The sequence below is a fragment of the Streptacidiphilus jeojiense genome (assembly GCF_000719095.1).
Lineage (GTDB): Bacteria > Actinomycetota > Actinomycetes > Streptomycetales > Streptomycetaceae > Streptacidiphilus > Streptacidiphilus jeojiensis.
The window spans coordinates 388,271-410,844 of record NZ_JOEH01000009.1 but is presented as its reverse complement, the minus strand read 5'-3'; the positions used below and the strand labels follow the sequence as shown (position 1 = coordinate 410,844).

Here is a 22,574-nt window from a genome sequence, read left to right as displayed (position 1 = left end):
ACGGCCATGTCAGACATCCGGGTCAGCTGCCCCCAGTGCCGGCTGGACGCCCTGCCCGACACCCTGCACTGCCCCGGCTGCCAGGAGGACCTCGCCGCGCTGGCCCATCTCGTGTACCGCGGCCGCATCAGCTACAACACGGGCCTGACCCACGCCCGCAACGGCGACCATACCCGGGCCCGGGCGGCCCTGGAACGCGCGGTCCAGGAGGAGCCGGACCTCACCCCGGCCTGGCTCCTCCTCGGCAAGATCGCCGCCCACCAGGGAGACGCTCCGCGCGCCCACGAGGCCCTGACCCGGGCAGCAGCCCTCGACCCAGCCGACCCAACGATCCAAGCCGCACTGTCCGCCCTGACAGCAACCCCATAGGGGCGCGGGGAACTGCGCTGCCAACCATGCACCTCCGTAGAGGGCTGGTCGCGCAGTTCCCCGCGCCCCTAAAGACACAAAGAGCTAAAGCGCCCGCAGGGAGCGGACGTCGATCGGCTCGGTCTCGTCCTCCGCGGTGAGGTCGTGCACGACGTCCTCCGCCGTCCCCGCGGCCCCGTCCGCAACCCCCGCGTCCGCGTACTCCCGCTGCGCCGCAGCAGCCTCCGTACCGACCACGTCCGCGAGATCCCCCAACTCGGTGGAGATCGCCGTCTCCTGACGGCTGAAGAAGTTGAACGTCCCGCTGCTGCCGGCATCCTGCCGCAGCACGTCCCGCGACTGCCGCGGCAGCACCGGGCTGGCCGGCCGCAGCGGCGGCAACGCCGCCCGCGCCCACGCCGGTCCCGCCGGCGCCTCCGCCACGGCCGCGGCGGCCTTCTTGACCTTGGCGGCCTTCGGCGCCTTCGGCCGGAACGCCGACCGTTCCTGGGCCCGCTCCCGCACCCGCTCCTGCTTCGGTTCCGGCTCGGCCGCCACCTGCTCCACCACGGGCTCGGCCACCGGCTCCACCACGACCCCGCCGCCGGCGCCCGCCGCCCCCGCGGCGATCCGCTGGGCCTGTCCCACCGCCGCCCGCCGCTCCAGGCCCCGCAGGGCCGCGGCGGCCTTCAGATAGGCCGTCGCGGTCGGACGCATGCCCCGCAGCGCGACCTCCTTGCGCTGGGCCTCCTCGGCCTCCCGCAGGGCCTGCTCCGCCGCGATCCTGGCGCGCTCCCGCAGCAGCCTGGCGTTCTCGGCCTCGGCCCTGGCGATCTGGCTGCGCTGCGCCAGCAGCCGCCGCTCCAGCCGCTTGACCTGCTCCTCCGCCGCCTCCGCGGCGTACTCCAACTCGGCCACCCGGTCCTCGAAGCGGGCCTCGTCCCGGGACCTCGCGGCCACCTCGGCCTCGAGTTCGACCTCGCCGGCGTGCTCACGCAGCCGCAGCAGCACCGCACCGGCGAAGGCCCCGACGGACGCGGCCACCACCAGGACGCGGAGCGTCCCCGGGTCGGTCACGAAGACCGCGGATATGAGTGCGGCGATCGCCAGCACTCCGCAGGCGGTCGGAGGGAGGAGCCTGCTCAGAGGCGAGGACTGGCGGTGGCGACCACGTGGCATGGCCAGAATCTAGCGTGACCGCGCTGCCCATGTCAGGCCAGGTCCCAAATGTGGTCTTGACAGGACCATCACATGACGTTGGGTGTACCGACCATGACGGTCGGCGACCCTTCCGAGGCCTCAGGGCCGCTCCGCCGAGCTGTGCACCGGCGTCGACGGGTCCTGGTCCTCCGGCAGCCGGCAGATGTACTGGATCCACAGCCCGGCCGCCATCACCGCGATTCCGGCCAGCACCGCGAACAGCGCCGTCAGCGCCTGCCCCCGGCGGGCCGAGGCGTCGCTGCTGCTCAGCAGGAACACGCCCATGCCGCCGTAGACCCCGGTGACCAGGGCCGAGACCAGCGCGCTCGCCTGGCCCAGCACGACCGCCCTGGCGGCCGACAGCGGGTCCACGCCCTTGGCCCCCGGCACCCGCTCCCGCTGGGCCTTCAGCCTGCCGCGCAGCGAGATCGCGGTGGCCGCCAGCACCACCGCGATGATCGCCAGCACGACCGGCGCCGCCGTGGGGACGCCGGGCAGCGACCCCATCGAGTTCCACAGCTGCGACCCGGCCCAGGACAGCACCCCGGCCACCAGGGTGATCCCGACGAGTACGACAGCGCGTAGCGCCTTCAAGATCTCCCCTTCAGATCGTCCCTAGCTCAAGCTGAGAGCCTACTCGCCGCCGCGAGTTAAGCGGGCAGGTGCAGCGAGAGGTCGTCGCGCTGCCGGACCCCGGCGGTGCCGACCGCACCGAGCAGTTCCGCGACCGGTCCGGCGCCGGGGATCTCCGCCACCGGGTCCACATCCAGCCAGGGGGCCAGCACGAAGGCCCGCTCATGGGCGCGCGGGTGCGGCAGGGTCAGCGTCGCCGAGTCCTCGACCACGCCCTCGTAGGCGAGGATGTCGACGTCCAGGGTGCGCGCGCCCCAGCGGACCTCGCGGACCCGGCCGAAGGCGTCCTCGACCGCGTTGGCCCGCTCCAGCAGCGAGTGCGGGGGCAGCGTGGTGCGCAGCACCAGCACCGCGTTGAAGTAGGTCGGCTGGCCCTCGGGTCCGCCGACGCCGTCGGTCTCGTAGACCGGGGAGACCGCGCGGATCCGTACGCCGGGGGTGTCCTCCAGCGCGTCCACGGCGCCCTGCAGGTTCTCCAGCCGGTTGCCGAGGTTGCTGCCCAGCGCCACGACGGCGAGGACCGGGTTGTGCAGGGTGAAGTCGGCCTCGTCGACCTGCTGCTCCACCTCGGGGGCGACGGGGCTGGTGGTGGGATCGCTGCTCATCCGCGGCTCCGAACGATGGTGATGGTCACGTCGTCGAACGGCACGGTGATCGGGGCGTCCGGCTTGTGCACGGTCACCTCGACCTCCTGTACCGCATCGTGCTTCAGGCACTGGTCGGCGATGCGCTGGGCCAGGGTCTCGATCAGGTCGACGGGCTCGCCCTGCACGATCGCCACGACCTCCTCGGAGACGACCCCGTAGTGGGCGGTCCTGCTGAGATCGTCGCCCGAGGCGGCGGGACGGGTGTCCATGCCGAGGACGATGTCGACCACGAAGGTCTGGCCCTGCTCCCGCTCGCGCGGAAAGACGCCGTGGTGGCCACGGGCCCGGAGGCCCCGCACCGCGACCCGGTCCAGGCGCTGCTCCCGGTCGGACAAAGGAATCACTCCCACTGATCGAGCGCCCCCGTCCGGCTGCCGGCCGGGGCCGGGCAGGCGGGAACGTTGCAGGCGGCACTGCCTGCCCAGTCGAAAACTGTCTCAGCCAAACTACCTCCGGGGACTGACAGCGAAAGCGGGCTGCAGGGCCGTCCGGCCGTGCCCGCCGCCACCCCTTCGGCAGTCGGGTGAACATCCGCGGTGCGCGGTCGCATTCCCCGGAACGGGACCGGTTCCGAACCGGTCCGCGCGTCCTACTCCTCGTCAGCACCGCTGGTCAGCACGGGTGAACCGTGGTGCGACCAGAGCCGCCAGCCCTCCGCGGTGCGCCGGAACAGGTTGCTGGCCACCACCCGGCCGCCGACCAGTGGCCCCAGCTCGCCCTCGGCCTCGGCCTCGCCGCCGGAGAGGATGTTCTCGGTGCAGGTGACAAGTGCCACATCGCCGAGGACCTCCACCTCCACGTCGGTGAGGAAGAACTGGATGTACTCGGTGTGCGCCATGATCAGCGCGTAGGAGCGCAGCACCGACGCCCGTCCGCGCAGCACCGGCCAGCCGGGGTGCACGCAGACCGCGCCGCGGACGTCGTCGGCGTCCGCGCCGGACACCCAGACGTCGGTGAGCCGGTCCAGGTCGCCGGCCTCCAGCGCGGCGTAGAGGGCCGCGTTGGCGGCCTCCACCGCCTGCTCGTCGCCCTCCGGCCGGGTCTCCTCCGGCCCGGTCACTTGCCGCCGTCCCTGGCGGCACGGAGCGCGGCCTCGACCCGCACCGCGTCGGCCGTCGCCGGCACCTCGTGCACCCGTACCGCCCAGGCGCCCTGGGCCGCCGCCAGCGCGGAGACCGCGGCCGTGGCGGCGTCGCGGGCCCGGGCCGGGCGCGGGTCGCCGGTCACCGGATCGGCCAGCAGGGTGCCCAGGAACCGCTTGCGCGAGGCCGCGACCAGCACCGGCCGGCCCAGCCCCGACCAGGCGTCCAGCCGGGCCAGCAGGGCCCAGTCGTCCTCCCTGGTCTTGGCGAAGCCCAGCCCGGGATCGACGATCACCTGGGCGGGGTCGACCCCGCCCGACACCACAGCGTCCATCTGGCGCTCCACTTCCTCGATGACCTCGCCCACTACATCCCCGTAGGAGGCCAGCCCATCCATGGCCGCGGACTGCCCGCGCCAGTGCATCACCACGAAGGGGACGCCGGTCCGGGCGGCGACGCCGACCATGTCCGGGTCGGCCCGGCCCCCGCTGACGTCGTTGATGATCCGCGCCCCCGCCTCGACGGCGGCCTCGGCGACGGCGGCCCGCATGGTGTCCACGCTGACCAGGGCCCCGCCCTCGACCAGCCCCCGGACCACCGGCAGCACCCGGCGGAGTTCCTCCTCACGGGTGACCCGCACCGCGCCCGGGCGGGTTGACTCGCCGCCCACGTCCACGAGGTCCGCACCCTGGCGGACCAGGTCGAGCCCGTGCGCGACGGCCCGGTCCGGGTCGAGCCAGAGGCCGCCGTCCGAGAAGGAGTCGGGGGTGACGTTGACGATGCCCATCACCCCGCTGCGGTGCCACTCGGGGAGGCCGGGGAGCGGGGACTTGTACGTGCTGCTCATGCCGCCATTGTGGTGCAGGGTCCTTCGGGTGCGGCGCCTGCCTGGTCGGTCGCGCAGTTCCCCGCGCCCCTGAGCATGTGCAACTGGCCCGGTTGCACCAGCTAGGGGCGCGGGGAACTGCGCGACCAGCCACCCCGGGCCTGCACCCGAAAGACCTACGTCCGCGCCGGAGTCCCCCTGAGCTCACCCCTGGCCTGCTGCGACGGAAGAACCGGCTTGGGCCTGCGCCGCAGGAACTTGGGCAGCTCCATCACGATGAACGCCTCCGCCTGCAGCGCCGAGAGGCCGATCCTGGGCAGGTCCCGCGCGGTCGGGTAGACCAGGAAGCGCGGCTCCCAGATCGGGCGGAACTTGGCGTTGAACTTGTACAGCGACTCGATCTGGAACCACCGCGACAGGAACACCAGTAGCCCGCGCCACGCCCGCAGCACCGGCCCGGCGCCGATCCGCTCGCCCCGCGCCAGCGCCGAGCGGAACATCGCGAAGTTCAGCGACACCCGGCTGATCCCCAGCTCGCCCGAGGCCTGCAGCGCCTTGACGATCAGCAGCTCGTTCAGCCCGGGGTCGGCGTCCCGGTCACGGCGCATCAGCTCCAGCGAGATCCCCTCCCGGCCCCAGGGCACGAAGTGCAGCACCGCGCGGATGTCCGACGCACCCTCGGCCGCCCCCTCGGGGAGCTTGTGCGCGGTGACCACCACGCAGCCGGTGTCGGCCGGGTCGCCGAAGCGGCCCAGCGCCATCGAGAAGCCGCGCTCGGTCTCGGTGCCGCGCCAGGCGTCCGCGGCGTAGCGGATCTGCTCCAGCTCCAGCTCGCTGAGCTCGTCGACCCGGCGCACCTTGCAGACGTAGCCGAACCGCTCGATCCGCTTCACCATCTGCCGGACGTTGCGCATGGCCCGGCCCTCCAGGGTGAAGTCGGCGACCTCGACGATGGCCTCGTCGCCGATCTCCAGCGCGTCCAGACCGGCCTCGCGGGTCCACACCTCGCCGCCGGTCTCGCTGCAGCCCATCACCGCCGGCACCCAGGCGTGCCGGTGCGCCTCCTCCATGAACAGCTTGATCGCGCCGGGCCAGGCCTCGACGTCGCCGATCGGGTCGCCGGAGGCCAGCATCACCCCGGACACCACCCGGTAGGCGATCGCGGCCTTGCCGCTGGGCGAGAACACCACGCTCTTGTCCCGGCGCAGTGCGAAGTAGCCCAGCGAGTCCCGGGCCCCGTGCTTCGCCAGCAGCTCGCGGACCTGCTGCTCCTCCTGGGTGCTGAGCTCGGCGACCGGCTTGGACGGCTTGGTCGCCAGCCACACCGTGGAGACCGCGGTCAGCAGGCCCAGCCCGGCGAGCGAGTAGTAGACCACGTCATTGGTGCGGTCCGCGGTGTAGTGGATCGGGCCGCCGATTCCGATCAGGCCCCAGACCACCTGCCAGAAACGGTCGCCGAAAGTGGGTACTCCGAGCGTGGTCTTGGCGTGCGAACTGACGATCACCAGGCCGAGTCCGAAACTCACCAGGTACATCGCGATGAAATTGCCCAGGGCGCGCCAACGGCTGCGCGGATCCGACAGCGCGTAGAACTCGCGCCTGTTCACCAGTACGACGACGAACACCACCACCGTCACCGCCGCGGTTCCGGTGTGGTGCCAGCGCAGCGCCTCCAGCAGGGCGCCGATCGGCAGCAGCACCGCCACGGCCTTCCAGGCCCGCTGCTTCCTGCGGCGCAGCGCGTGCGCCAGCATGATCAGCAGGATGCCGACGACCAGCGAGGCGGCGGTGGCCACCGTGGTCACCGTTCCTGGGAGGAAGCTGGCCAGCTCGTGGACCCTGGATCCCTTGAAGTGCGGTGCCACCGCGCCGACGATGTCGCCCAGTCCGACCAGCGCCGTCGCGTATCCGACGACCCCCGGAACCCACGGACGAGCCACTCCAGGGAGCTGGATGCCCTTGGGCAACTGGATGCCCTTGCGGGAACGGCCGTCCGCGGCCTGCTGCTCGGCCGGGGTGGCGGCCTGGGGATCGCTCATGGTGGACCAGAGTAGAGGCTCAGGTAAGGACTTCGGTCAGACCCGAGTAGGAGAGCATCCGTCCCAGGCATGAGTTTCCGCTCTACAGGTAACTTTCCGGCAGTACACAGCAACTTCCCAGGCATGCTGGAGCGTCTGGACCTCCGCAGCCCGCACTCCGTCAGGGGGAGCAGGTACCGGCAGAGCACGGATCCAGGCCAGGCAACAGGATGTGGAACATGGGACTCACCAGCCAGAAACTGCAGATACTCGTCGCGCTGATTGCGGTGGGCTGTTTTGTGGCGACGGTCTGGATCTGGCCCCGTCTGGGTCGGCGCAATTGGCGCGCACTGCTCGGGCGGGTGGGTCTGCTGGCCGCGAGCCAGATATTCACACTTGCCGCGATCGGCCTGGCCGCCAACAACTGGGGAGCCTTCTACAGCTCCTGGAACGACCTGCTGGGCACCGACGCCGGCAACGGCACGCCGGTGACCATCAACAGCGGGGTGCACCCCAGCTCGGCCACCCAGGACAGCCAGGGGAACTCGATCCAGGTGCTGGACAGCAAGCCGGTCCCGCTGAAGCTCCCCGACGCCGGCAAGGACGCCACCGGCGGCATCCTGCAGCAGGTCACCCTCAAGGGCGGCAGCACCGGCTTCTCCGAGGACGCCTACGTCTACCTCCCGCCGCAGTACGGCCAGGCTGCGTACGCGCACACCAGGTTCCCGGTGATCCTGGTGTTCACCGGCTACCCCGGCACGCCGAAGAACCTGGTCACCCGGATGCAGTACCCCACGGTCGCCGCCCAGGCGATCCAGCAGAAGCAGATGCAGCCGACCATCCTGGTGATGATGCGGCCGGCCGTGAACCTGCCCAGGGACACCGAGTGCCAGGACGTCCCGGGCGGCCCGCAGGCGGAGACCTTCTTCACCAGGGACGTCCAGAACGCCGTCACCCACGAGTACCGCGCCGAGACCGGCGGTGCGCACTGGGGCGTCATCGGCGACTCCACCGGCGGCTACTGCGCCCTCAAGCTGACCATGCGTCACCCCGAGGCCTTCAGCGCCGCGGCCTCGCTCTCCGGGTACTACGCCTCCGCCGTGGACAGCACCACCGGTGACCTGTTCGGCGGCAGCCAGCAGCTCCGCAACGAGAACGACCTGATGTGGCGGCTGAAGAACCTGCCGATGCCCAAGGTCTCGCTGCTGGTCGCCAGCAGCCTGAAGGGCGAGGGCGACTACAAGGCGACGGTGGCCTTCGCCGCGGCGGCCAAGGCCCCGCTGGAGGTGTCCACCCTGTTCCTGCCCGAGGGCGGCCACAACTTCGGCACCTGGAACAAGGAGACGCCGCCCGCCCTGCGCTGGCTCTCCGCCAGGATCGGCGGCCCGGCCACCCCGGGCCTGCCGGCGGGCAGCCTGCCCTCCTGACCCTCCGCCCCCGCCCCCTCGCCCCGACCGTTCCGGCCCCCGGCCGCCGCCCTTTCCGCTGACGCCATGTCACTCGATCGGGGGCCACTGGGCCTTCCGGCTCGGTCCGTGCCCGGTCCAGGCAGCAGGATGGACCGACACACGGGCAGGGAGCGGGAGCACAGGCGATGGATCTGACCAGCAGCACGCTGGAGTACGGCGCAGGGCTGCTGACCTTCCTCAGCGTCTGCGCCACCCTGTGGCTCTGGCCGCGACTGGCCCGCCGCGGGCTGCGCCGGATCCTCGGGCGGCTGGCGCTGATCGGAGCCTCCCAGCTGTCGCTGGTGCTGCTGGCCGCGCTGCTGCTGAACTCCTACGGCGACTTCTACCCGACCTGGACCGACCTGGTGGGCGGCGGCAACCAGACGGTCACCCTGGGCCGGGTCCAGGGCGGCGCCGGGGGCAGCGAGGAGCAGGTCTCCGACCTCGGCAGCAGGCTGGTGCTGCCGTCCCGGCTCGGACCGCTGCAGCGGTCCGACGAGCTGCCGTCCGGGCCGCCCCAGCGCAACGGCCGCTTCAGCGCGGTGACCCTGGTCGGCGAGCGCACCGGCTACCGCCAGCAGGCCTACGTCTACCTGCCGCCGCAGTACTTCCAGCCCGCCTACCGGCACGTCGACTTCCCGGTGCTGACCTCGTACGTGGGCTACCCGGGCAGCATCCAGACCATGGTGGACCGGCTGCGGATGCCGCAGATCGCGGCCGGGATGATGCAGGACGGGCAGATGCAGCCCACCATCATGGTGATCGTCTCGCAGACGGTGGCCCCGCCCAGGGACACCGACTGCATCAACGCCCCCGGCGGCCCCCAGGCCGAGACCTACCTGACCCAGGACGTGCCGGCCGCGCTCCGCTCCGCCTACCGGGTCGAGCGCGACCCGCGCGGCTGGGGGCTGACCGGCGTCTCCGAGGGCGCCACCTGCGCGCTGGAGAACACCCTGCGGCACCCCGGCACCTTCGGCGTGGCCGCCTCGCTCGGCGGCGAGTACTGGGAGTACGAGACCTCGACCACCGGCGTCCTCTTCGGCCCCCCGGGCCCGGTCAGGGACGCCCTGCTGAACAGCTACAACCTGGTCTGGCGGCTGCAGCACCTGCCGGTCCCCGACGTCCGGGTGCTGGTCGCCACCACCGCCCACGGCGAGCACGACTACAAGGGCACCCAGCTGTTCGTCCGTGCCGCGAAGGCGCCGCTGCAGATCACACCGCTGGTGCTGTCCAGCGGCGGCCACAACTACACCACCTGGAGCCTGGAGCTGGAACCCGCCCTGGCCTGGCTGGGCCAGCAGCTCAACCCGCCCACCGCGGCGCCGGCCCCGGCCCCGGCGGCCACGCCGTCAACGGTCCCCAGCAGCCCGATCACGGTCCCAAGCCTCACCGCCGTCCCCGGCTGAGGCACCGTCCCCTGCTGTCGGGTGCTAGCGGGCGATGATCAGACTCATCGCCTCGGCCCGGGTGGCCCGCCTGTTCAGGGCCAGAAGGATCTGGTGACGTGCCCGTTCACCAAAAAGCCCATGCCCGCGTCCAAGCGGAAGGCGTGGAGGACAAAGGGCTTATTACCGCCCGCCGGCCGTGGCCGCACTGCCCTCACCTCCACCCACGAAGATTCCTTCAGTTGGAGCGCATGGTCCTCCGTGCGCAATGTCCTTCTCTCCGGCCACCGTTCCGAGATCCACAACTGGGACGCCCGGTTCGTCCTGGCAGGCGTGAACCGGGCTCCGACGATCATCGCTAGTTCTGCCAGAAATGAAACGTTGGCGCTGACAATCGTGCTCCCATCCCCCCGGGGAGCACGGAAACCGTCTCCGTCCACATAGCCGTCCAGGAAGCCTCGGAAGGTCTCCTGGTCCCGCAGCACAACCCTGGGAAAGCCCTGTCTCAGGTGATGTGCGTCGCCGCCGACGTACTGCCTGATCAGCGCCGCCAGGTATGAAGAGACGACCCTGACCCGCCAGCCAGAAACCTCCCGACCCAGATAACCGGACGGTCTGCTGACCGACGCCACCTGGCCCTGGAGTCCTGTCGCGGCTGTCAGACTCTCCAGGAACTTGTCAGCAAAACCCCGGTCATTCACCACGAGCGACACATAGTTGGCCCCGACTGTCCCGTCGGAGCACACCGCTCCGACCATGTACCCGAACGAGTAGCCAGGAACGATCACCAGCCGACGCCGATGCAGATGACGGGCTTTGGTCCACGCGACCACGGTCCCCAACGCCTCATCGGGGGCCACCCAACCGTCGGGCGACCGGAGCAGTTGATCAGCGCCCAGGGCAAACGTGCAGTGCTCCGTCGTCACCTCGTACAGCCGCCGGACTTTCATGGTCACGACCTCACGAACCGTCCCAGTCCCCGTCCGCGTCCCGATCAGATTCCACAGCTCAGTCCCGACCCTGACATCCGCTGCCCGGCAACGCCCGCCCCGGGTGCTCACCGTCTGCTTGCTCGGAACCCCGATATCCACATTTCCCTCCCCGCGAGCTACGAGAAGGACACTATCGGCAATGACTGACACACTGTGCGTGACCTCCGGATGTGCGACAACACGCCCCCGGAGGTTCGGTCGTGGGACCAGGGGCGCGCAGCCGACGCACTGATCGCGCCCGGAACTAGCGCCCGATGATGAGACTCATCGCCTCAGCCCTTGTCACCGCATCCCGGAGCTGGCCGCGGACTGCGGACGTCAGTGTCTTGGCGCCGGGCTTGCGGATACCGCGCACTGACATGCACATGTGCTCTGCCTCGATGACGACGATCACGCCACGGGCGTCCAGGATCCGCATCAGCGAATCCGCGATCTGCGTGGTGAGCCGCTCCTGCACCTGGGGACGGCGCGCGAACACATCCACCAGCCGAGCCAGCTTGGACAGTCCGGTGATCTTGCCGTTAGCGGCAGGGATGTAGCCCACATGAGCGACGCCATGGAAGGGAAGCAGATGGTGCTCGCAGCAGGAGACCAGTTCGATGTCCTTGACCAGCACCATCTCGTCGTGGCCCAGGTCGAAGGTGGTGGTCAGGACGTCCTCCGGCTCCTGCCAGAGGCCTGCGAATATCTCCTGGTAGGCGCGGGCCACCCGGCCGGGGGTGTCCCGCAGCCCCTCGCGGTCCGGATTCTCCCCGACCGCGATGAGCAGTTCCCTGACGGCGTCCTCGGCCCGCTTCTGGTCGAACTCACGGACGGCGCCGGTCGCACCCTCGATGGTCACCGGGTCGGTCATGGATCGTTTCCCTCCAGTAGGAATGCCGCTGCCCCAAGGCTAGAACCTTGGGGCAGCGGCACACATTCCGTGCTATTCCGTGCCGAAGCAGCGGATATCAGCTCTCCGTCGGCTCCTGCGGGAGCTTCAGGATGTCCACCGGCGCAGGGCCGTCGAGCTGGGCCACACCGTTGGTGAGGGCCAGCTCCCGGGGGGACTGGACCGGCGGACGGGTGGACGGGGTCCGCCGCGCGGAACCGGTCCAGGCCGGGCGGGCCGGACGCTTGACGATCGGACGGAAGATCTCGGCGATCTGCTCCTTGTTCAGGGTCTCCTTCTCCAGGAGCTCCAGCACCAGGTTGTCCAGCACGTCGCGGTTCTCGACCAGGATCTCCCACGCCTCGTTGTGGGCGTTCTCGATCAGCTTCTTGACCTCCTCGTCCACCAGCCCGGCGACCTCTTCCGAGTAGTCGCGCTGGTGACCCATCTCACGGCCCAGGAAGGGCTCGGAGCCGTCGGTCCCGAACTTGATCGCGCCCAGGCGCTCGGTCATCCCGTACTGGGTGACCATGGCCCGCGCCGTGGTGGTCGCCTTCTCGATGTCGTTGGACGCGCCGGTGGTCGGGTCGTGGAAGACCAGCTCCTCCGCCGCGCGACCGCCCATCATGTAGGCGAGCTGGTCGAGCATCTCGTTGCGGGTGGTCGAGTACTTGTCCTCGTCCGGGAGCACCATGGTGTAGCCCAGGGCCCGGCCGCGGGACAGGATGGTGACCTTGTGCACCGGGTCGCTGTTCGGAGAGGCCGCCGCGACCAGGGCGTGTCCGCCCTCGTGGTACGCGGTGATCTTCTTCTCCTTCTCCGACATGATCCGGGTGCGCTTCTGCGGACCCGCCACCACCCGGTCGATCGCCTCGTCCAGGGTGCCGTTGTCGATCAGCTTCTTGTCGCTGCGCGCGGTCAGCAGGGCTGCCTCGTTCAGGACGTTGGCCAGGTCGGCACCGGTGAAGCCGGGGGTGCGGCGGGCGACGACCATGAGGTCGACGTCCGGGGCGACCGGCTTGCCCTTCTGGTGCACCTTGAGGATGTCGTGCCGGCCGGTGAGGTCGGGACGGTCCACCGCGATCTGGCGGTCGAAGCGGCCGGGACGCAGCAGCGCCGGGTCCAGGATGTCGGGGCGGTTGGTCGCCGCGATCAGGATCACGCCGCCCTTGACGTCGAAGCCGTCCATCTCGACCAGCAGCTGGTTGAGGGTCTGCTCGCGCTCGTCGTGCCCGCCGCCGAGGCCGGCGCCGCGGTGGCGGCCGACCGCGTCGATCTCGTCGACGAAGACGATCGCCGGGGCGTTGGCCTTGGCCTGCTCGAAGAGGTCGCGGACCCGGCTGGCGCCGACACCCACGAACATCTCGACGAAGTCGGAGCCGGAGATCGAGTAGAACGGCACCCCGGCCTCACCCGCGACCGCGCGGGCCAGCAGGGTCTTACCGGTTCCGGGCGGGCCGTAGAGCAGCACACCCTTGGGGATCTTGGCACCGACCGCCTGGAACTTGGCCGGCTCCTGCAGGAACTCCTTGATCTCGTGGAGCTCCTCGACCGCCTCGTCGGCGCCCGCGACGTCCGCGAAGGTCGTCTTGGGCGTGTCCTTGGTGATCAGCTTGGCCTTGGACTTGCCGAACTGCATGACGCGCGAGCCGCCGCCCTGCATCTGGTTCATCAGGAACAGGAACACCAGGATGATCAGCACGAACGGGAGGAACGACAGCAGCAGCCCGACGAAGGCGTTCTGCTTGTCGACCTTGACCGTGTAGCTGCCCAGCTTGTTGTCGGTGACGGCCTGCTGCATGTTGGTCTGCAGCGTGGCCGCGTACTGGTCCGAGGTGTAGGGGGCCTGGATCTGGCTGGTGCCGTCGATCTGCTGGCCGCTCTTCAGCTGAACCTTGATCATCTGACTGTCGCCGGTGGTCATCTGGACCGACTGGGCCTTGCCGTCGTTGATCGCGGCGACGACGGTGCTGGTGTCCTCGGTCTTGTAACCGGCCGAGGAGGACACCACCTGCATCAGCACGACGACGGCGAGGACGGCCAGCACGATCCACATCACCGGCGCACGGAAGTATCGCTTCACGTCCATCCATGCGGGGCGACAATATGAGCCGCCCCGTCCCTCCTGCCACTGTGCGGCGTCCCAGGCTCAGCCGTGGGACGCGTCCTATGTATGACCTCGACCGGTTGGTCATCCACCGTCAACGGAGACAGTGGATTATTGGACGGTACCGCAGCCATTCTCCATGAAAGCCCATGAAGCGACTGCGCACCGGTGTCAAACGGCCCTTCCCCGGGTCCAACGGAGGGAAACCCTCCCCTGTTCCCAGCGGACCGTCAGCCTCCGTAGACGTGCGGGGCGAGGGTGCCGACGAAGGGCAGGTTGCGGTACTTCTCGGCGTAGTCCAGCCCGTATCCCACGACGAACTCGTTGGGAATGTCGAAGCCGACGTACTTCACGTCGATGGAGACCTTGGCCGCGTCCGGCTTGCGCAGCAGGGTGCAGACCTCCAGCGAGGCCGGCCCGCGCGACTGCAGGTTGCTCAGCAGCCAGGACAGGGTGAGCCCGGAGTCGATGATGTCCTCGACGATGAGCACGTCCCGGCCGTTGATGTCGGTGTCCAGGTCCTTGAGGATGCGGACCACCCCGGACGACTTGGTGCCCATGCCGTACGAGGAGACGGCCATCCAGTCCATGGTGACCGGGGTGTGCAGGGCCCTGGCCAGGTCGGCCATGACCATCACCGCGCCCTTGAGCACGCCGACGATCAGCAGGTCCTTGCCGGCGTAGTCGCGGTCGACGGTCTCCGCCAGCTCCGCCAGCTTGGCGTCGATCTCGTCCTTGCTGATGAGCACCTTCGCAAGGTCGCTGCCCATGTCCTTCTCGTCCACCCGCGGTACGTCCTTACCCTCTGGAGTCTCAAGTGCTGGAGATCCGGTGTCTACCGCACCAACCTTGCCACACCCGTCACCGCTTACATGCGGCGGAAGGCCAGCCGGCCGGAGCGACGGCGCAGTTCCACGGCGCCGGGCAGGTGCAGCGGGCCCTGCCCGTGCCAGGCGGTGACCAGCTGGTCCATGGCCTCGACATGGCGGGCGAACAGGTCCCCGGCCGGGCTGCCGGCCCGCAGCGCGCCCCGGCGCAGCACCCGGCGGCGGACCGCGGGCGGGAGGGCGGCCAGCGCGGCGGCGTCCAGGCCCTCGTCGGTCATGGCGGCGGCCTCGGCCTGCGCGGCCCAGGCGTCCAGGGCGTCGGCGTCGTCTCGGAACAGCCGCGCGGTGCGGGCCAGCGCCTCGACCACGCCGCCGCCGAGGTGCTTCTCCAGCACCGGCAGCACCTCGTGGCGGACCCGGGAGCGGGTGTAGGCGGGGTCGACGTTGTGCGGGTCGTCCCAGACCGGCAGGTCCAGCACGGCGCAGGCCTGGCGGGTGATGCTGCGGTCCAGTTCCAGGAAGGGCCGGCGGTAGCGCCCGGTGGCGGCGGCCATGCCGGAGAGCGAGCGCGGCCCGGAGCCGCGGGCCAGGCCCAGCAGCACGGTCTCGGCCTGGTCGTCGCGGGTGTGGCCGAGCAGCACCACGCTGGCGCCGTGCCGCTCGGCGGCACTGTCCAGCGCGGCGTAGCGGGCGTCCCGGGCGGCCGCCTCAGGCCCTCCGGCCCGTCCCACCCGCACGCCGAGGGCGTCCACCGGGTCGAGCCCGAGCGCGCGCAGCCGCCCGGCGACCTCGACGGCGCGGCCGGTGGAGCCGTCCTGCAGGCCGTGGTCGACGGTGACCGCGCCGGCCCGCAGGCCCAGCTTGGCCGCCTCGAAGGCGGTGGCGGCGGCCAGCGCCATGGAGTCGGCCCCGCCGCTGCAGGCCACCAGGACCAGGGGGGCGTCCGGCGCGGGGCGGGGGCGGGGGGTGCGCAGCTCGGCATGGCGCGGATCGACGTCGCCGACCGGACGGAACACGGGGCGTGACGCCGTGCCGGGGCTGGGGTTGGGGATGGCGGCTGAGAAGGTGTCAGGAACCTGGGCGGCGACATCGTTGAGGACCCGGCGTACTGCCAGGCGTATCGCGGCCACTGCGGGGTGCGGACCCATGTGTTGATCACTCCTATGAGCGGACCGGAGCGGAGGGCTGATCGGCGGATCGTCCCACACTGTGATGGCTCACAGTGACGGGGCGACAACGCACTGTCGTAGGCCGATGGTCGCAGAAGTCTTCCGCGCCCAGGCCCACCCGCGTTCCCGCAACACCCATGGTCCCCCCGGAAGGGTGAATCCCCGCACCCTAATCAGGGGCGCGGGGAACTGCGCGAAGGGCAACCACCGCGGACGGCTACTTGTGCACCCGAGCAACCCACGCAGCAGGCTCGTGAATCTCCTCCTTGGTGGGCAGCGTGTTCGGCGAGGTCCACACCCGGTTGAACCCCTCCATCCCGACCGCGTCCACCACCCCGCGGACGAACACCGCACCGTCCGCGTACTGCCGCATCTTCGCGTCCAGCCCGAGCGCCTTCCGCAGCAGCTGGTCCAGCCGCCCGGTGCCCTTCGCCCGGCGCTTCTGGAACTTCTCCCGGATCTCCGCGACGCTCGGCACCACCTGCGGTCCAACGCCGTCCATCACCACGTCGGCGTGGCCCTCCAGCAGCGACATCACCGCGGTGAGCCGCCCGAGGATCTCCCGCTGGGCCGGCGTCTGCACGATGTCCATCAGACTGCCGGTGCCGCCGCCAGCGCCGCCCTCCTCCGGCTCCGACCCGCCGCCGAACCCCGGCAACGAACCGGCCGCGTCGCGCAGCCGCTCCAGCAGGGTCGCCGGGTCGATGTCGGTCTCGGCGAGGAACGCGTGGATCTCGCCCTCGATGTGGTCGCGCAGCCACGGCACCGCGGTGAACTGGGTGCGGTGGGTCTCCTCGTGCAGGCAGACCCAGAGCCGGAAGTCGTGCGGGTCCACGTCCAGCTCGCGCTCGACGGCGACGATGTTGGGGACCACCAGCAGCAGCCGGCCGGGCTGCACCGGGTGCTCGTCGTCCAGGGTCGAGAGGTCGGAGGGGATCTCCGCGGGGGCGAAGGTCTCGTACTGGCCGAGCACCTTGGAGGAGAGGAAGGCCAGCAGCATCCCCAGCTCGATGCCGGTGACCTTGCCGCCCACCGCGCCCAGCGCCCCGCTGCCCAGCACGCCGGCGCCCGGCAGCGAGGCCCGCCGCGCCTGCATCCGCTCCGCGAGCGGGGTGATGATGGTGCGGAAGCCGGCCACATTGGCCTTGATCCAGCCGGGACGGTCCACCACCAGCACCGGGGTGCCCGAGGCCCCCGGCGCCTGCATCCCGGTGAACGCCCGGACGTGCTGCTCGGCCTCGGCCGCGTGCAGCCGGAGCTCCTTCACCGCGGCGCGCGCCTCCTCCCGGGTGACCTCCGGTCCCGGACGCGCCAACCGGGTCGCGGTGGCCACCGCGAGATTCCAGTCGACCATGCCTGTCGCGTCTGCCGCGTCCGCCATATCCGCACCGCCGCTCTGGCTCGTCATGTCAGCAACCGTACGTGCTCCTGCCCGTCAGCGGCAGCCGCATACTGCGACGCGCCCGGCAAGACGGTCCAGGGCGTTGCGGGCGGCGGTCACGTCACCGCTCGCATTGGACATGAAGGAGAACGCCAGCAGCCTGCCGTCGCGGTCCATGACCAGCCCGGCAAGGGCGTTGACGGTGCTCAGCGATCCGGTCTTGGCCCGGACCAGGCCCAGTCCGGAGCTGCTGCCGTCGCCGTCGAAGCGGTCGGCGAGGGTGCCGGTGTAGCCGGCGATCGGCAGTCCGGTGACCACGGAGCGCAGCTCCGGGTGGGCCGAGGAGGAGGCGAGCAGCAGCAGCCTGGTGAGCACCGCGGCCGGGATGCCGTCCTGCGAGGAGAGGCCGCTGGCGTCGACCAGGTGGGTGCTTCCCAGCGGGACGCCGAGCCGGGTGAGGGTCTGCGTCACCGCGGCCGCGCCGCCGGCGAAGGTGGCGGGCCGGCCGGTGGCGATGGCCGCCTGGTGGCCGAGGTCCTCGGCGTAGTCGTTGTCGCTCTCGGTCAGCATCTGCTCGACCAGCTCGCTCAGCGGCTGCGACTGGACCTGGGCGAGCGGTGCGGCGGCCTTGGCCGCGGCGGACACGGTGGTCCGGGACGCCGTGCCCTGCTGGACCGTGATGCCGCGTTTGACGAGCAGGGCGGCGAACTGGGCGGCGGCGTTGGCCGCCGGGTCGCTGTAGCGGGGGGCGTTCTCGGTGCTGCCGGGGTCGGTCCGGCCCTCGTCCACGGTCAGCGCCTGGACCAGGGCGATGTTGTCGCCGACGTTGGCGGCCGGGGTCTGCGCGGGGCCGCCGAACAGCGAGATGTCGTACCCCAGCCGGACCGTGCTGACGCCGGTCGCCCTGAGCGCGGCGGCGGTGCGGTCGGCGAGGGTGGCCAGGCTGGCCCGGGGGTCGGCGCCGTGGGTGGCGGCCGCGGTGAGGCTGGGGTCGCCGCCGCCGACCAGGACGATCCGGCCGGGGGCGGTGCTGACCACCCGGGTGGTGAAGCGGTGCTCCGGGCCGAGCAGTGAGAGCGCGGCCACCGAGGTGGCGATCTTGTTGGTGGAGGCCGGGGCCTGCGCGGTGTCCTGGCCCTTGGCGTAGAGCGTGCGGCCGGTGGCGGCGTCCACCACCGAGGCGGTGAACTGCCCCAGGACCGGGGTGGACAGGGCCGAACCCAGGGCCGCGGCCAGACCCTTCGTGGTGGGGGCCGCTGCGTCCGCGCTGCCGGCGCCGGCGACGGTGCCGGCGACGACGGCCGGGGCCAGCACGGCCTGCGGCGCCAGCCAGCTCGGCGCGGGCACCGGCCTGGGGCGGACCCGCACCGCACCCCCCGCACCGTCCAGCAGCTCGCTGACCCTGCTCCGGTCGCGCTCGGCGACCCGCTTGCCGCCCTCCCAGGGGCCGGTGGCGGCGACGCTTCCGGCCGCCAGCGCGAGGCCCAGCGCCCCGGACACCACCGCGACCCTGCGCGTCGGCGCCAGCGCGTAGCCGCGCACCAGGCCGGCCCGCGTCGCAGACCCCCACCAAGAACCCATCCGGACCTGCCCCTTTCCCGAGCACCCCTTGCTGTAGGAGACACTATTGGCTGCGAACGACCGACTGCGCACATCTATAAGAAGCAATGGAGGAGCTGTGGAGTTCGACGTCACGATCGAGATTCCGAAGGGCTCGCGGAACAAGTACGAGGTCGACCACGAGACTGGTCGCATCTTCCTGGACCGGATGCTCTTCACCTCGACGCGTTACCCCGCCGACTACGGCTTCGTCGAGGGCACCCTCGGTGAGGACGGCGACCCGCTGGACGCCCTGGTCATCCTGGAGGAGCCCACCTTCCCCGGCTGCCTGATCAAGTGCCGGGCGATCGGCATGTTCCACATGACCGACGAGGCGGGCGGCGACGACAAGCTGCTCTGCGTCCCGGCCTCGGACCCGCGCTGGGAGCACCTGCGCGACATCCACCACGTGTCGGAGTTCGACCGCCTGGAGATCCAGCACTTCTTCGAGGTCTACAAGGACCTGGAGCCGGGCAAGTCGGTCGAGGGCGCCCACTGGGTCGGCCGCGTCGAGGCCGAGGAGGAGATCGTCAACTCCATCAAGCGCCTCGCGGACTCGGGCCAGTCGCACTGACCGGCCGGCAGCGCTGCACCGACGCCGCTTCGGCACCGCGGATCGCGGGGGCCGGGGCGGCGTTGTCGTGGCGGCTCGGCCGCGGGGCTCGGGCTCAGGTGAGGTCGACCCGGACGGTCAACAGCTGGGTGCCCAGGCCCTGGACCACGGCGCTGTTGTAGCGGGGCAGCGTCCTGAGCCGGGCGCGGACGTCGTCGTCCGGGAGCAGGTGCGCGGTGCCGGTGTGCCAGACGCCCTTGAGCCGGACCCGGACCTGCGGGTCGGCCTGGATGTTGCGCACGTAGTGGGACTTGTCGCCGTACTCGGAGACCAGCCAGAACGCGTCGCCGATGCGGCGGCCGCCGACCGGGGTCCGTCTGGGCAGCCCGGACTTCCGCCCGGTGGTCTCCAGCAGCACCTGACCCGGCATCCGGCGCGCGACCGGGTTGACGATCCTCCGCTGAAAGGCCGTCACAGTACGGAACTTGAGTTCGGTCACACTCACACCCTATCCATGCTCCGCGGCTGCGTCCTCAGCCGCGGCGGGCGAAGAGGACGGCTCCCGGGACCGCTGCGTCCGGGTCGATCAGCAGTTCGGCCTCGACCGCGAAGCCGGCCTCCCGGAGCCGGCCGCCCAGTTGGGCCGGGCGGCGGCGGTGGACCTGCACCCGCATCGGGTGGCCGCCGTAGCCCTCGGTCTTCAGCCGCGACCCCTCGCCCACGTGGAAGCCGATCAGCAGCGGTGCGCCGGGGCGCAGCACCCGCCGGAATCCGTCCAGGACCGCGGGGACCTCGTCGTCGGGGACGTGGATCAGCGACCAGAAGGCGAGCAGACCGGCGAGCGACCCGGCGGCGAGGTCCAGCGCCGTCATCGAGCCCACCTCGAACCGGAGTTCGGGGTGTTCGGCCCGGGCCACCGCGACCATGCCCGGGGAGAGGTCGATCCCGAACACGTCCACGCCCAGCCGGCCGAGGTGGGCGGTGACATGGCCGGGTCCGCAGCCGACGTCCGCCACCGGGCCGCCGCCGGCGCCCTGGACCAGGTCGGCGAACAGGGCCAGCGCCGCCCTGAGGTAGGGCTTGCCGTCCAGGCCCTCGCGCAACTGGTCGGCGTAGCTGACCGCGACCGTGTCGTAGGAGTTCCGGGTGTCCGCCAACCAGTCCGGGTTCATGGTCCGACACAGTAGTCAGGGAGTAGTCAGGGGCGGGCGTAGAAGTTCGGGGTTCCCATGATCCAGAGGCTGGCGACCTTGACCACGTCGCCGGTGCGGGGGGCCTCGATCATCTGGTCGTCACCGAGGTAGATGGCGACATGGTAGATGTCCTGCGGGGTCCCGTCGTGGGACCAGAAGACCAGGTCGCCGGGGTGGAGCCGGCTGTAGGAGAGCGGGGTGGACCGGGCGAACTGGTCGGCGGCGAAGTGCGGCAGGTCGACGCGGGCGCGCTGCCAGGAACGCATGGTCAGGCCCGAGCAGTCGTAGGTGTCCGGTCCGGCGCCGCCCCAGACGTAGGGGCGGCCGAGCTGGGCCCGGGCGAAGGCGACGGCCGCCGAGGCGTCACCGGGGCGGTACGGGGACGCTCCGTCCGGGGTCGTGTCGGAGGCCGTCAGTGCGGCCTTGCGGGCGACCTCGGCCGCTGCCCTGGCGGCGGCGTCGGCGAGGGCCTGCTGCCGGGCTGCGGCCAGCTCCACGGAGGTCTGCTGCGCGGCGGCGAGCTGCGCCAGCAGGGTGGTGCGCTCGGCTGCGAGCCGCGCCACCTCGGTCCGCTGGGCCGTCAGCTGGGCCTGCATCTGCTGCTGAGCCTGCGTCACCTCGATGGTGGCCGCGCGGGCGGCGGTCGCCGCCAGGGTCGCTGCGGCGGAGGCGGCACCGGCGTCCGCGGAGGCGGCGGAGGCGGTGTCCTCGACCCTGCGGGTCTCCTCGACGACGGACCGGACCGCCTCCCGCCGGACGCTCGCCGCGTGCAGGTCCCGCACCGAGAGCAGGCCCGCCAGACCGGCCAGACCGGGCCGTACGTCGCCGCGGTACTGGGCCGCGGCCAGGGCCGCGGCGGCGGTACGGGCCGCATCCGCGGTGGCGGCGGCGGTCGCCGCCGTGCGGCGGGCCTGGGCGGCCCGCGCCTCCGCCTGCTGCTGGTGCAGCACCGCGCCGTTGTGCCGCTCGACGGCCTGCTCGGCCCGGACGTCCAGGGCCTGGGCGGACGCCTGCGCGGCGGCGAGGGCCCGGGTGGCGGCCTCCGCCTCGCCCGAACGGCGGGCTGCCGTCTGCTGGGAGGCCTGCACCTGGGCGGCACTGGGGGTGTTCTCGTCCGCACGGGCCGCACCGACGGGAAGGAGTCCGAGCAGTACCGCGAGGGCTAGGGTTCGGCTGCGCAGGCGGGGACACCTCCGGGGCGGGTCAACTGACTACTCGTCACCAGTGTTGTCAGAGGCGCTGGAGGTTCGCAGGACAGGTGCGGCCAAGTGGGCGGCTGGTCGCGCAGTTCCCCGCGCCCCTAACCCCCTGGGGGCGCGGGGAACTGCGCGAACAGAAACCATGCAGCCCCGTGCACCTCACCCCCGACGTCGTGCCGGACCCCTGCGGGGCCTCCCCGCGGTGACGGTGCTGCGACGGGCCCTCGCGGCCCGGAGCCGACGGATGCGTTCGTCGTCGTGCGGGGGGCGAGCCGGGCGCTCCAACTTTGCGGCCATCCGTTCGGCGAGCAGATGGGCCCGGGTGGGCCTGGTCCCCGGCGGCGTCGGCTTGCCGGCGATCAGGTCGAAGAGCCACTGCCGGGCGGTGTCCGCGCGCCGGTGCCACCGGCCCTCCCGCCGCCGCGCCCTGGCGAACTTCCGCGGGTTGCCGGTGTAGCGCCAGCGGGCCCACGGGCTGTTCGGCCGGGCCAGCCGCACCGCGGCGATCCAGGAGACGCCCGGCACCATGATGCCGATCATCCCGCTCCAGAACTTCCCCTTCAGCAGCGTCGCCACGGTGAACAGCGCATTGGCGCAGATCACCCCGATCAGCCCCCAGCGGACGTTGCTGTCCGGGGTGACCCCCAGCGGCAGGTAGCCGACCAGCAGCAGCCCGGTGAAGAGGATGCCGACGATGACCGCGTCCACGGACTTGCGGCCCTGCTCGCTCCAGTAGACGTCCTCCAGGTGCAGCAGCAGGGCGAACTCGTCCAGCACCAGTCCGCAGCCGATGCCGAAGACCAGGCCGAAGACGTCCAGCCAGGGGTGGGTCCCGGCGGTGGCGAACGCGCCGATCCCGCCCAGCAGCAGGAAGAACATGCCGAAGACGACATGGTGGATGTGCAGGCCGCCGGGGGTGACGTTGCCCGGCCACCAGCGCACTCCGCGGCGGATCATGCGCACGCTGAAGCGGATGAAGAGGAAGGAGCCGATGAAGCCGACCAGCACCAGGAACAGCGGCTGCTTGCCCGGGTCCTGGATGTGGCGGGCGTAGAGCTCCCAGAAGTGCTGCCACACGGTCGTCGCTCCCCTCCCG

General features: G+C 71.5%; 22 protein-coding genes. 4 read left to right on the top strand and 18 right to left on the bottom strand.

Annotated features, from left to right (window positions below):
- Positions 1–6: 6 nt before the first annotated feature.
- A complete protein-coding gene (locus tag IF29_RS0114360; RefSeq protein WP_030254054.1) occupies positions 7–369 on the top strand; it encodes a tetratricopeptide repeat protein in 363 nt (120 codons plus the stop codon).
- Positions 370–453: 84 nt separating this feature from the next.
- Here IF29_RS0114360 and IF29_RS0114355 read toward each other — a convergent pair whose 3' ends face one another.
- The 7 genes from IF29_RS0114355 to IF29_RS0114325 all read right to left on the bottom strand — a co-directional run bounded on the left by IF29_RS0114355 (position 454) and on the right by IF29_RS0114325 (position 6,775).
- A complete protein-coding gene (locus tag IF29_RS0114355; protein ID WP_157623736.1) occupies positions 454–1,527 on the bottom strand; it encodes a hypothetical protein in 1,074 nt (357 codons plus the stop codon).
- A 120-nt stretch (positions 1,528–1,647) separates the two neighbouring features.
- Entirely contained in the window at positions 1,648–2,142 is a 495-nt protein-coding gene (locus IF29_RS0114350; protein WP_030254051.1) for a DUF3180 domain-containing protein, read from the bottom strand.
- 56 nt (positions 2,143–2,198) lie between these two features.
- The gene (gene folK / locus IF29_RS0114345; protein WP_030254049.1) at positions 2,199–2,786 is read right to left on the bottom strand and encodes a 2-amino-4-hydroxy-6-hydroxymethyldihydropteridine diphosphokinase; all 588 of its coding nucleotides are present in this window, start codon (positions 2,784–2,786) and stop codon (positions 2,199–2,201) included.
- Entirely contained in the window at positions 2,783–3,142 is a 360-nt protein-coding gene (folB, locus tag IF29_RS0114340) for a dihydroneopterin aldolase (RefSeq protein WP_030254047.1), read from the bottom strand. Before folB ends, folK begins: the two co-directional genes overlap by 4 nt.
- 275 nt (positions 3,143–3,417) lie before the next feature.
- On the bottom strand, positions 3,418–3,888 hold the full coding sequence (locus IF29_RS0114335; protein WP_030254045.1) for a nuclear transport factor 2 family protein: 471 nt from the start codon (positions 3,886–3,888) through the stop codon (positions 3,418–3,420).
- Positions 3,885–4,757 carry a dihydropteroate synthase gene (gene folP / locus IF29_RS0114330; protein ID WP_030254043.1) on the bottom strand — a complete coding sequence of 291 codons (873 nt, stop codon included), beginning with the start codon at positions 4,755–4,757 and terminating at the stop codon, positions 3,885–3,887. The genes IF29_RS0114335 and folP overlap by 4 nt, the downstream gene beginning before the upstream one ends.
- Before the next feature lie 155 nt (positions 4,758–4,912).
- Complete coding sequence (locus IF29_RS0114325) at positions 4,913–6,775, bottom strand: phosphatidylglycerol lysyltransferase domain-containing protein (protein ID WP_084714188.1); 1,863 nt, start codon at positions 6,773–6,775, stop codon at positions 4,913–4,915.
- A 218-nt stretch (positions 6,776–6,993) separates the two neighbouring features.
- Between IF29_RS0114325 and IF29_RS0114320 the strand changes: the two genes are divergently transcribed.
- Positions 6,994–8,181, top strand: coding sequence for an alpha/beta hydrolase (locus IF29_RS0114320; RefSeq protein WP_030254039.1), 1,188 nt, complete (start codon positions 6,994–6,996; stop codon positions 8,179–8,181).
- 167 nt (positions 8,182–8,348) lie between these two features.
- Entirely contained in the window at positions 8,349–9,608 is a 1,260-nt protein-coding gene (locus IF29_RS0114315) for an alpha/beta hydrolase (RefSeq protein WP_030254038.1), read from the top strand.
- Between the two features lie 74 nt (positions 9,609–9,682).
- Here the strand turns inward: IF29_RS0114315 and IF29_RS0114310 are convergent, their stop codons facing one another.
- The 7 genes from IF29_RS0114310 to dacB all read right to left on the bottom strand — a co-directional run bounded on the left by IF29_RS0114310 (position 9,683) and on the right by dacB (position 18,515).
- On the bottom strand, positions 9,683–10,537 hold the full coding sequence (locus tag IF29_RS0114310; protein ID WP_232242144.1) for a hypothetical protein: 855 nt from the start codon (positions 10,535–10,537) through the stop codon (positions 9,683–9,685).
- A gap of 286 nt (positions 10,538–10,823) precedes the next feature.
- Positions 10,824–11,432 (bottom strand): GTP cyclohydrolase I FolE, encoded by a 609-nt coding sequence (folE, locus tag IF29_RS0114305; RefSeq protein ID WP_030254030.1) that lies wholly within the window; start codon positions 11,430–11,432, stop codon positions 10,824–10,826.
- A 97-nt stretch (positions 11,433–11,529) separates the two neighbouring features.
- Positions 11,530–13,539 (bottom strand): ATP-dependent zinc metalloprotease FtsH, encoded by a 2,010-nt coding sequence (gene ftsH / locus IF29_RS0114300; protein ID WP_030254028.1) that lies wholly within the window; start codon positions 13,537–13,539, stop codon positions 11,530–11,532.
- 248 nt (positions 13,540–13,787) lie between these two features.
- Positions 13,788–14,342 (bottom strand): hypoxanthine phosphoribosyltransferase, encoded by a 555-nt coding sequence (gene hpt / locus IF29_RS0114295; protein WP_030254026.1) that lies wholly within the window; start codon positions 14,340–14,342, stop codon positions 13,788–13,790.
- A gap of 83 nt (positions 14,343–14,425) precedes the next feature.
- Positions 14,426–15,532 (bottom strand): tRNA lysidine(34) synthetase TilS, encoded by a 1,107-nt coding sequence (tilS, locus tag IF29_RS0114290; protein WP_030254025.1) that lies wholly within the window; start codon positions 15,530–15,532, stop codon positions 14,426–14,428.
- 238 nt (positions 15,533–15,770) lie between these two features.
- The gene (locus IF29_RS0114285) at positions 15,771–16,961 is read right to left on the bottom strand and encodes a zinc-dependent metalloprotease (RefSeq protein ID WP_030254023.1); all 1,191 of its coding nucleotides are present in this window, start codon (positions 16,959–16,961) and stop codon (positions 15,771–15,773) included.
- A 27-nt stretch (positions 16,962–16,988) separates the two neighbouring features.
- On the bottom strand, positions 16,989–18,515 hold the full coding sequence (gene dacB / locus IF29_RS0114280; RefSeq protein WP_030254021.1) for a D-alanyl-D-alanine carboxypeptidase/D-alanyl-D-alanine endopeptidase: 1,527 nt from the start codon (positions 18,513–18,515) through the stop codon (positions 16,989–16,991).
- A gap of 97 nt (positions 18,516–18,612) precedes the next feature.
- Here dacB and IF29_RS0114275 point away from each other — a divergent pair, with 97 nt between their 5' ends.
- Positions 18,613–19,107 (top strand): inorganic diphosphatase, encoded by a 495-nt coding sequence (locus tag IF29_RS0114275; protein ID WP_030254020.1) that lies wholly within the window; start codon positions 18,613–18,615, stop codon positions 19,105–19,107.
- A gap of 94 nt (positions 19,108–19,201) precedes the next feature.
- On the opposite strand, the gene IF29_RS0114265 is transcribed toward IF29_RS0114275, so the two are convergent.
- From IF29_RS0114265 to IF29_RS0114250, 4 genes are all read right to left on the bottom strand, one after another.
- Positions 19,202–19,591 carry a nitroreductase/quinone reductase family protein gene (locus tag IF29_RS0114265; protein ID WP_030254015.1) on the bottom strand — a complete coding sequence of 130 codons (390 nt, stop codon included), beginning with the start codon at positions 19,589–19,591 and terminating at the stop codon, positions 19,202–19,204.
- A 28-nt stretch (positions 19,592–19,619) separates the two neighbouring features.
- On the bottom strand, positions 19,620–20,258 hold the full coding sequence (locus IF29_RS0114260; RefSeq protein ID WP_030254014.1) for a class I SAM-dependent DNA methyltransferase: 639 nt from the start codon (positions 20,256–20,258) through the stop codon (positions 19,620–19,622).
- Between the two features lie 26 nt (positions 20,259–20,284).
- Positions 20,285–21,367: a C40 family peptidase gene (locus IF29_RS0114255; RefSeq protein WP_030254012.1), complete on the bottom strand. Its 1,083-nt coding sequence runs from the start codon at positions 21,365–21,367 to the stop codon at positions 20,285–20,287.
- A gap of 270 nt (positions 21,368–21,637) precedes the next feature.
- The gene (locus IF29_RS0114250; RefSeq protein ID WP_084714185.1) at positions 21,638–22,555 is read right to left on the bottom strand and encodes a hypothetical protein; all 918 of its coding nucleotides are present in this window, start codon (positions 22,553–22,555) and stop codon (positions 21,638–21,640) included.
- Positions 22,556–22,574: the final 19 nt, after the last annotated feature.

What these genes read in the sequence shown, in the direction of transcription:
- IF29_RS0114310 (WP_232242144.1), bottom strand. Translation starts at nt 10,537, where the DNA reads ATGAAAGTCCGGCGGCTGTACGAGGTGACGACGGAGCACTGCACGTTT.
- IF29_RS0114325 (WP_084714188.1), bottom strand. Translation starts at nt 6,775, where the DNA reads ATGAGCGATCCCCAGGCCGCCACCCCGGCCGAGCAGCAGGCCGCGGAC.
- folP (WP_030254043.1), bottom strand. Translation starts at nt 4,757, where the DNA reads ATGAGCAGCACGTACAAGTCCCCGCTCCCCGGCCTCCCCGAGTGGCAC.
- tilS (WP_030254025.1), bottom strand. Translation starts at nt 15,532, where the DNA reads ATGGGTCCGCACCCCGCAGTGGCCGCGATACGCCTGGCAGTACGCCGG.
- IF29_RS0114315 (WP_030254038.1), top strand. Translation starts at nt 8,349, where the DNA reads ATGGATCTGACCAGCAGCACGCTGGAGTACGGCGCAGGGCTGCTGACC.
- IF29_RS0114355 (WP_157623736.1), bottom strand. Translation starts at nt 1,527, where the DNA reads ATGCCACGTGGTCGCCACCGCCAGTCCTCGCCTCTGAGCAGGCTCCTC.
- IF29_RS0114320 (WP_030254039.1), top strand. Translation starts at nt 6,994, where the DNA reads ATGGGACTCACCAGCCAGAAACTGCAGATACTCGTCGCGCTGATTGCG.
- IF29_RS0114285 (WP_030254023.1), bottom strand. Translation starts at nt 16,961, where the DNA reads ATGACGAGCCAGAGCGGCGGTGCGGATATGGCGGACGCGGCAGACGCG.
- ftsH (WP_030254028.1), bottom strand. Translation starts at nt 13,539, where the DNA reads ATGGACGTGAAGCGATACTTCCGTGCGCCGGTGATGTGGATCGTGCTG.
- IF29_RS0114260 (WP_030254014.1), bottom strand. Translation starts at nt 20,258, where the DNA reads ATGAACCCGGACTGGTTGGCGGACACCCGGAACTCCTACGACACGGTC.
- folK (WP_030254049.1), bottom strand. Translation starts at nt 2,786, where the DNA reads ATGAGCAGCGATCCCACCACCAGCCCCGTCGCCCCCGAGGTGGAGCAG.
- folE (WP_030254030.1), bottom strand. Translation starts at nt 11,432, where the DNA reads ATGACCGACCCGGTGACCATCGAGGGTGCGACCGGCGCCGTCCGTGAG.
- dacB (WP_030254021.1), bottom strand. Translation starts at nt 18,515, where the DNA reads ATGGGTTCTTGGTGGGGGTCTGCGACGCGGGCCGGCCTGGTGCGCGGC.
- IF29_RS0114360 (WP_030254054.1), top strand. Translation starts at nt 7, where the DNA reads ATGTCAGACATCCGGGTCAGCTGCCCCCAGTGCCGGCTGGACGCCCTG.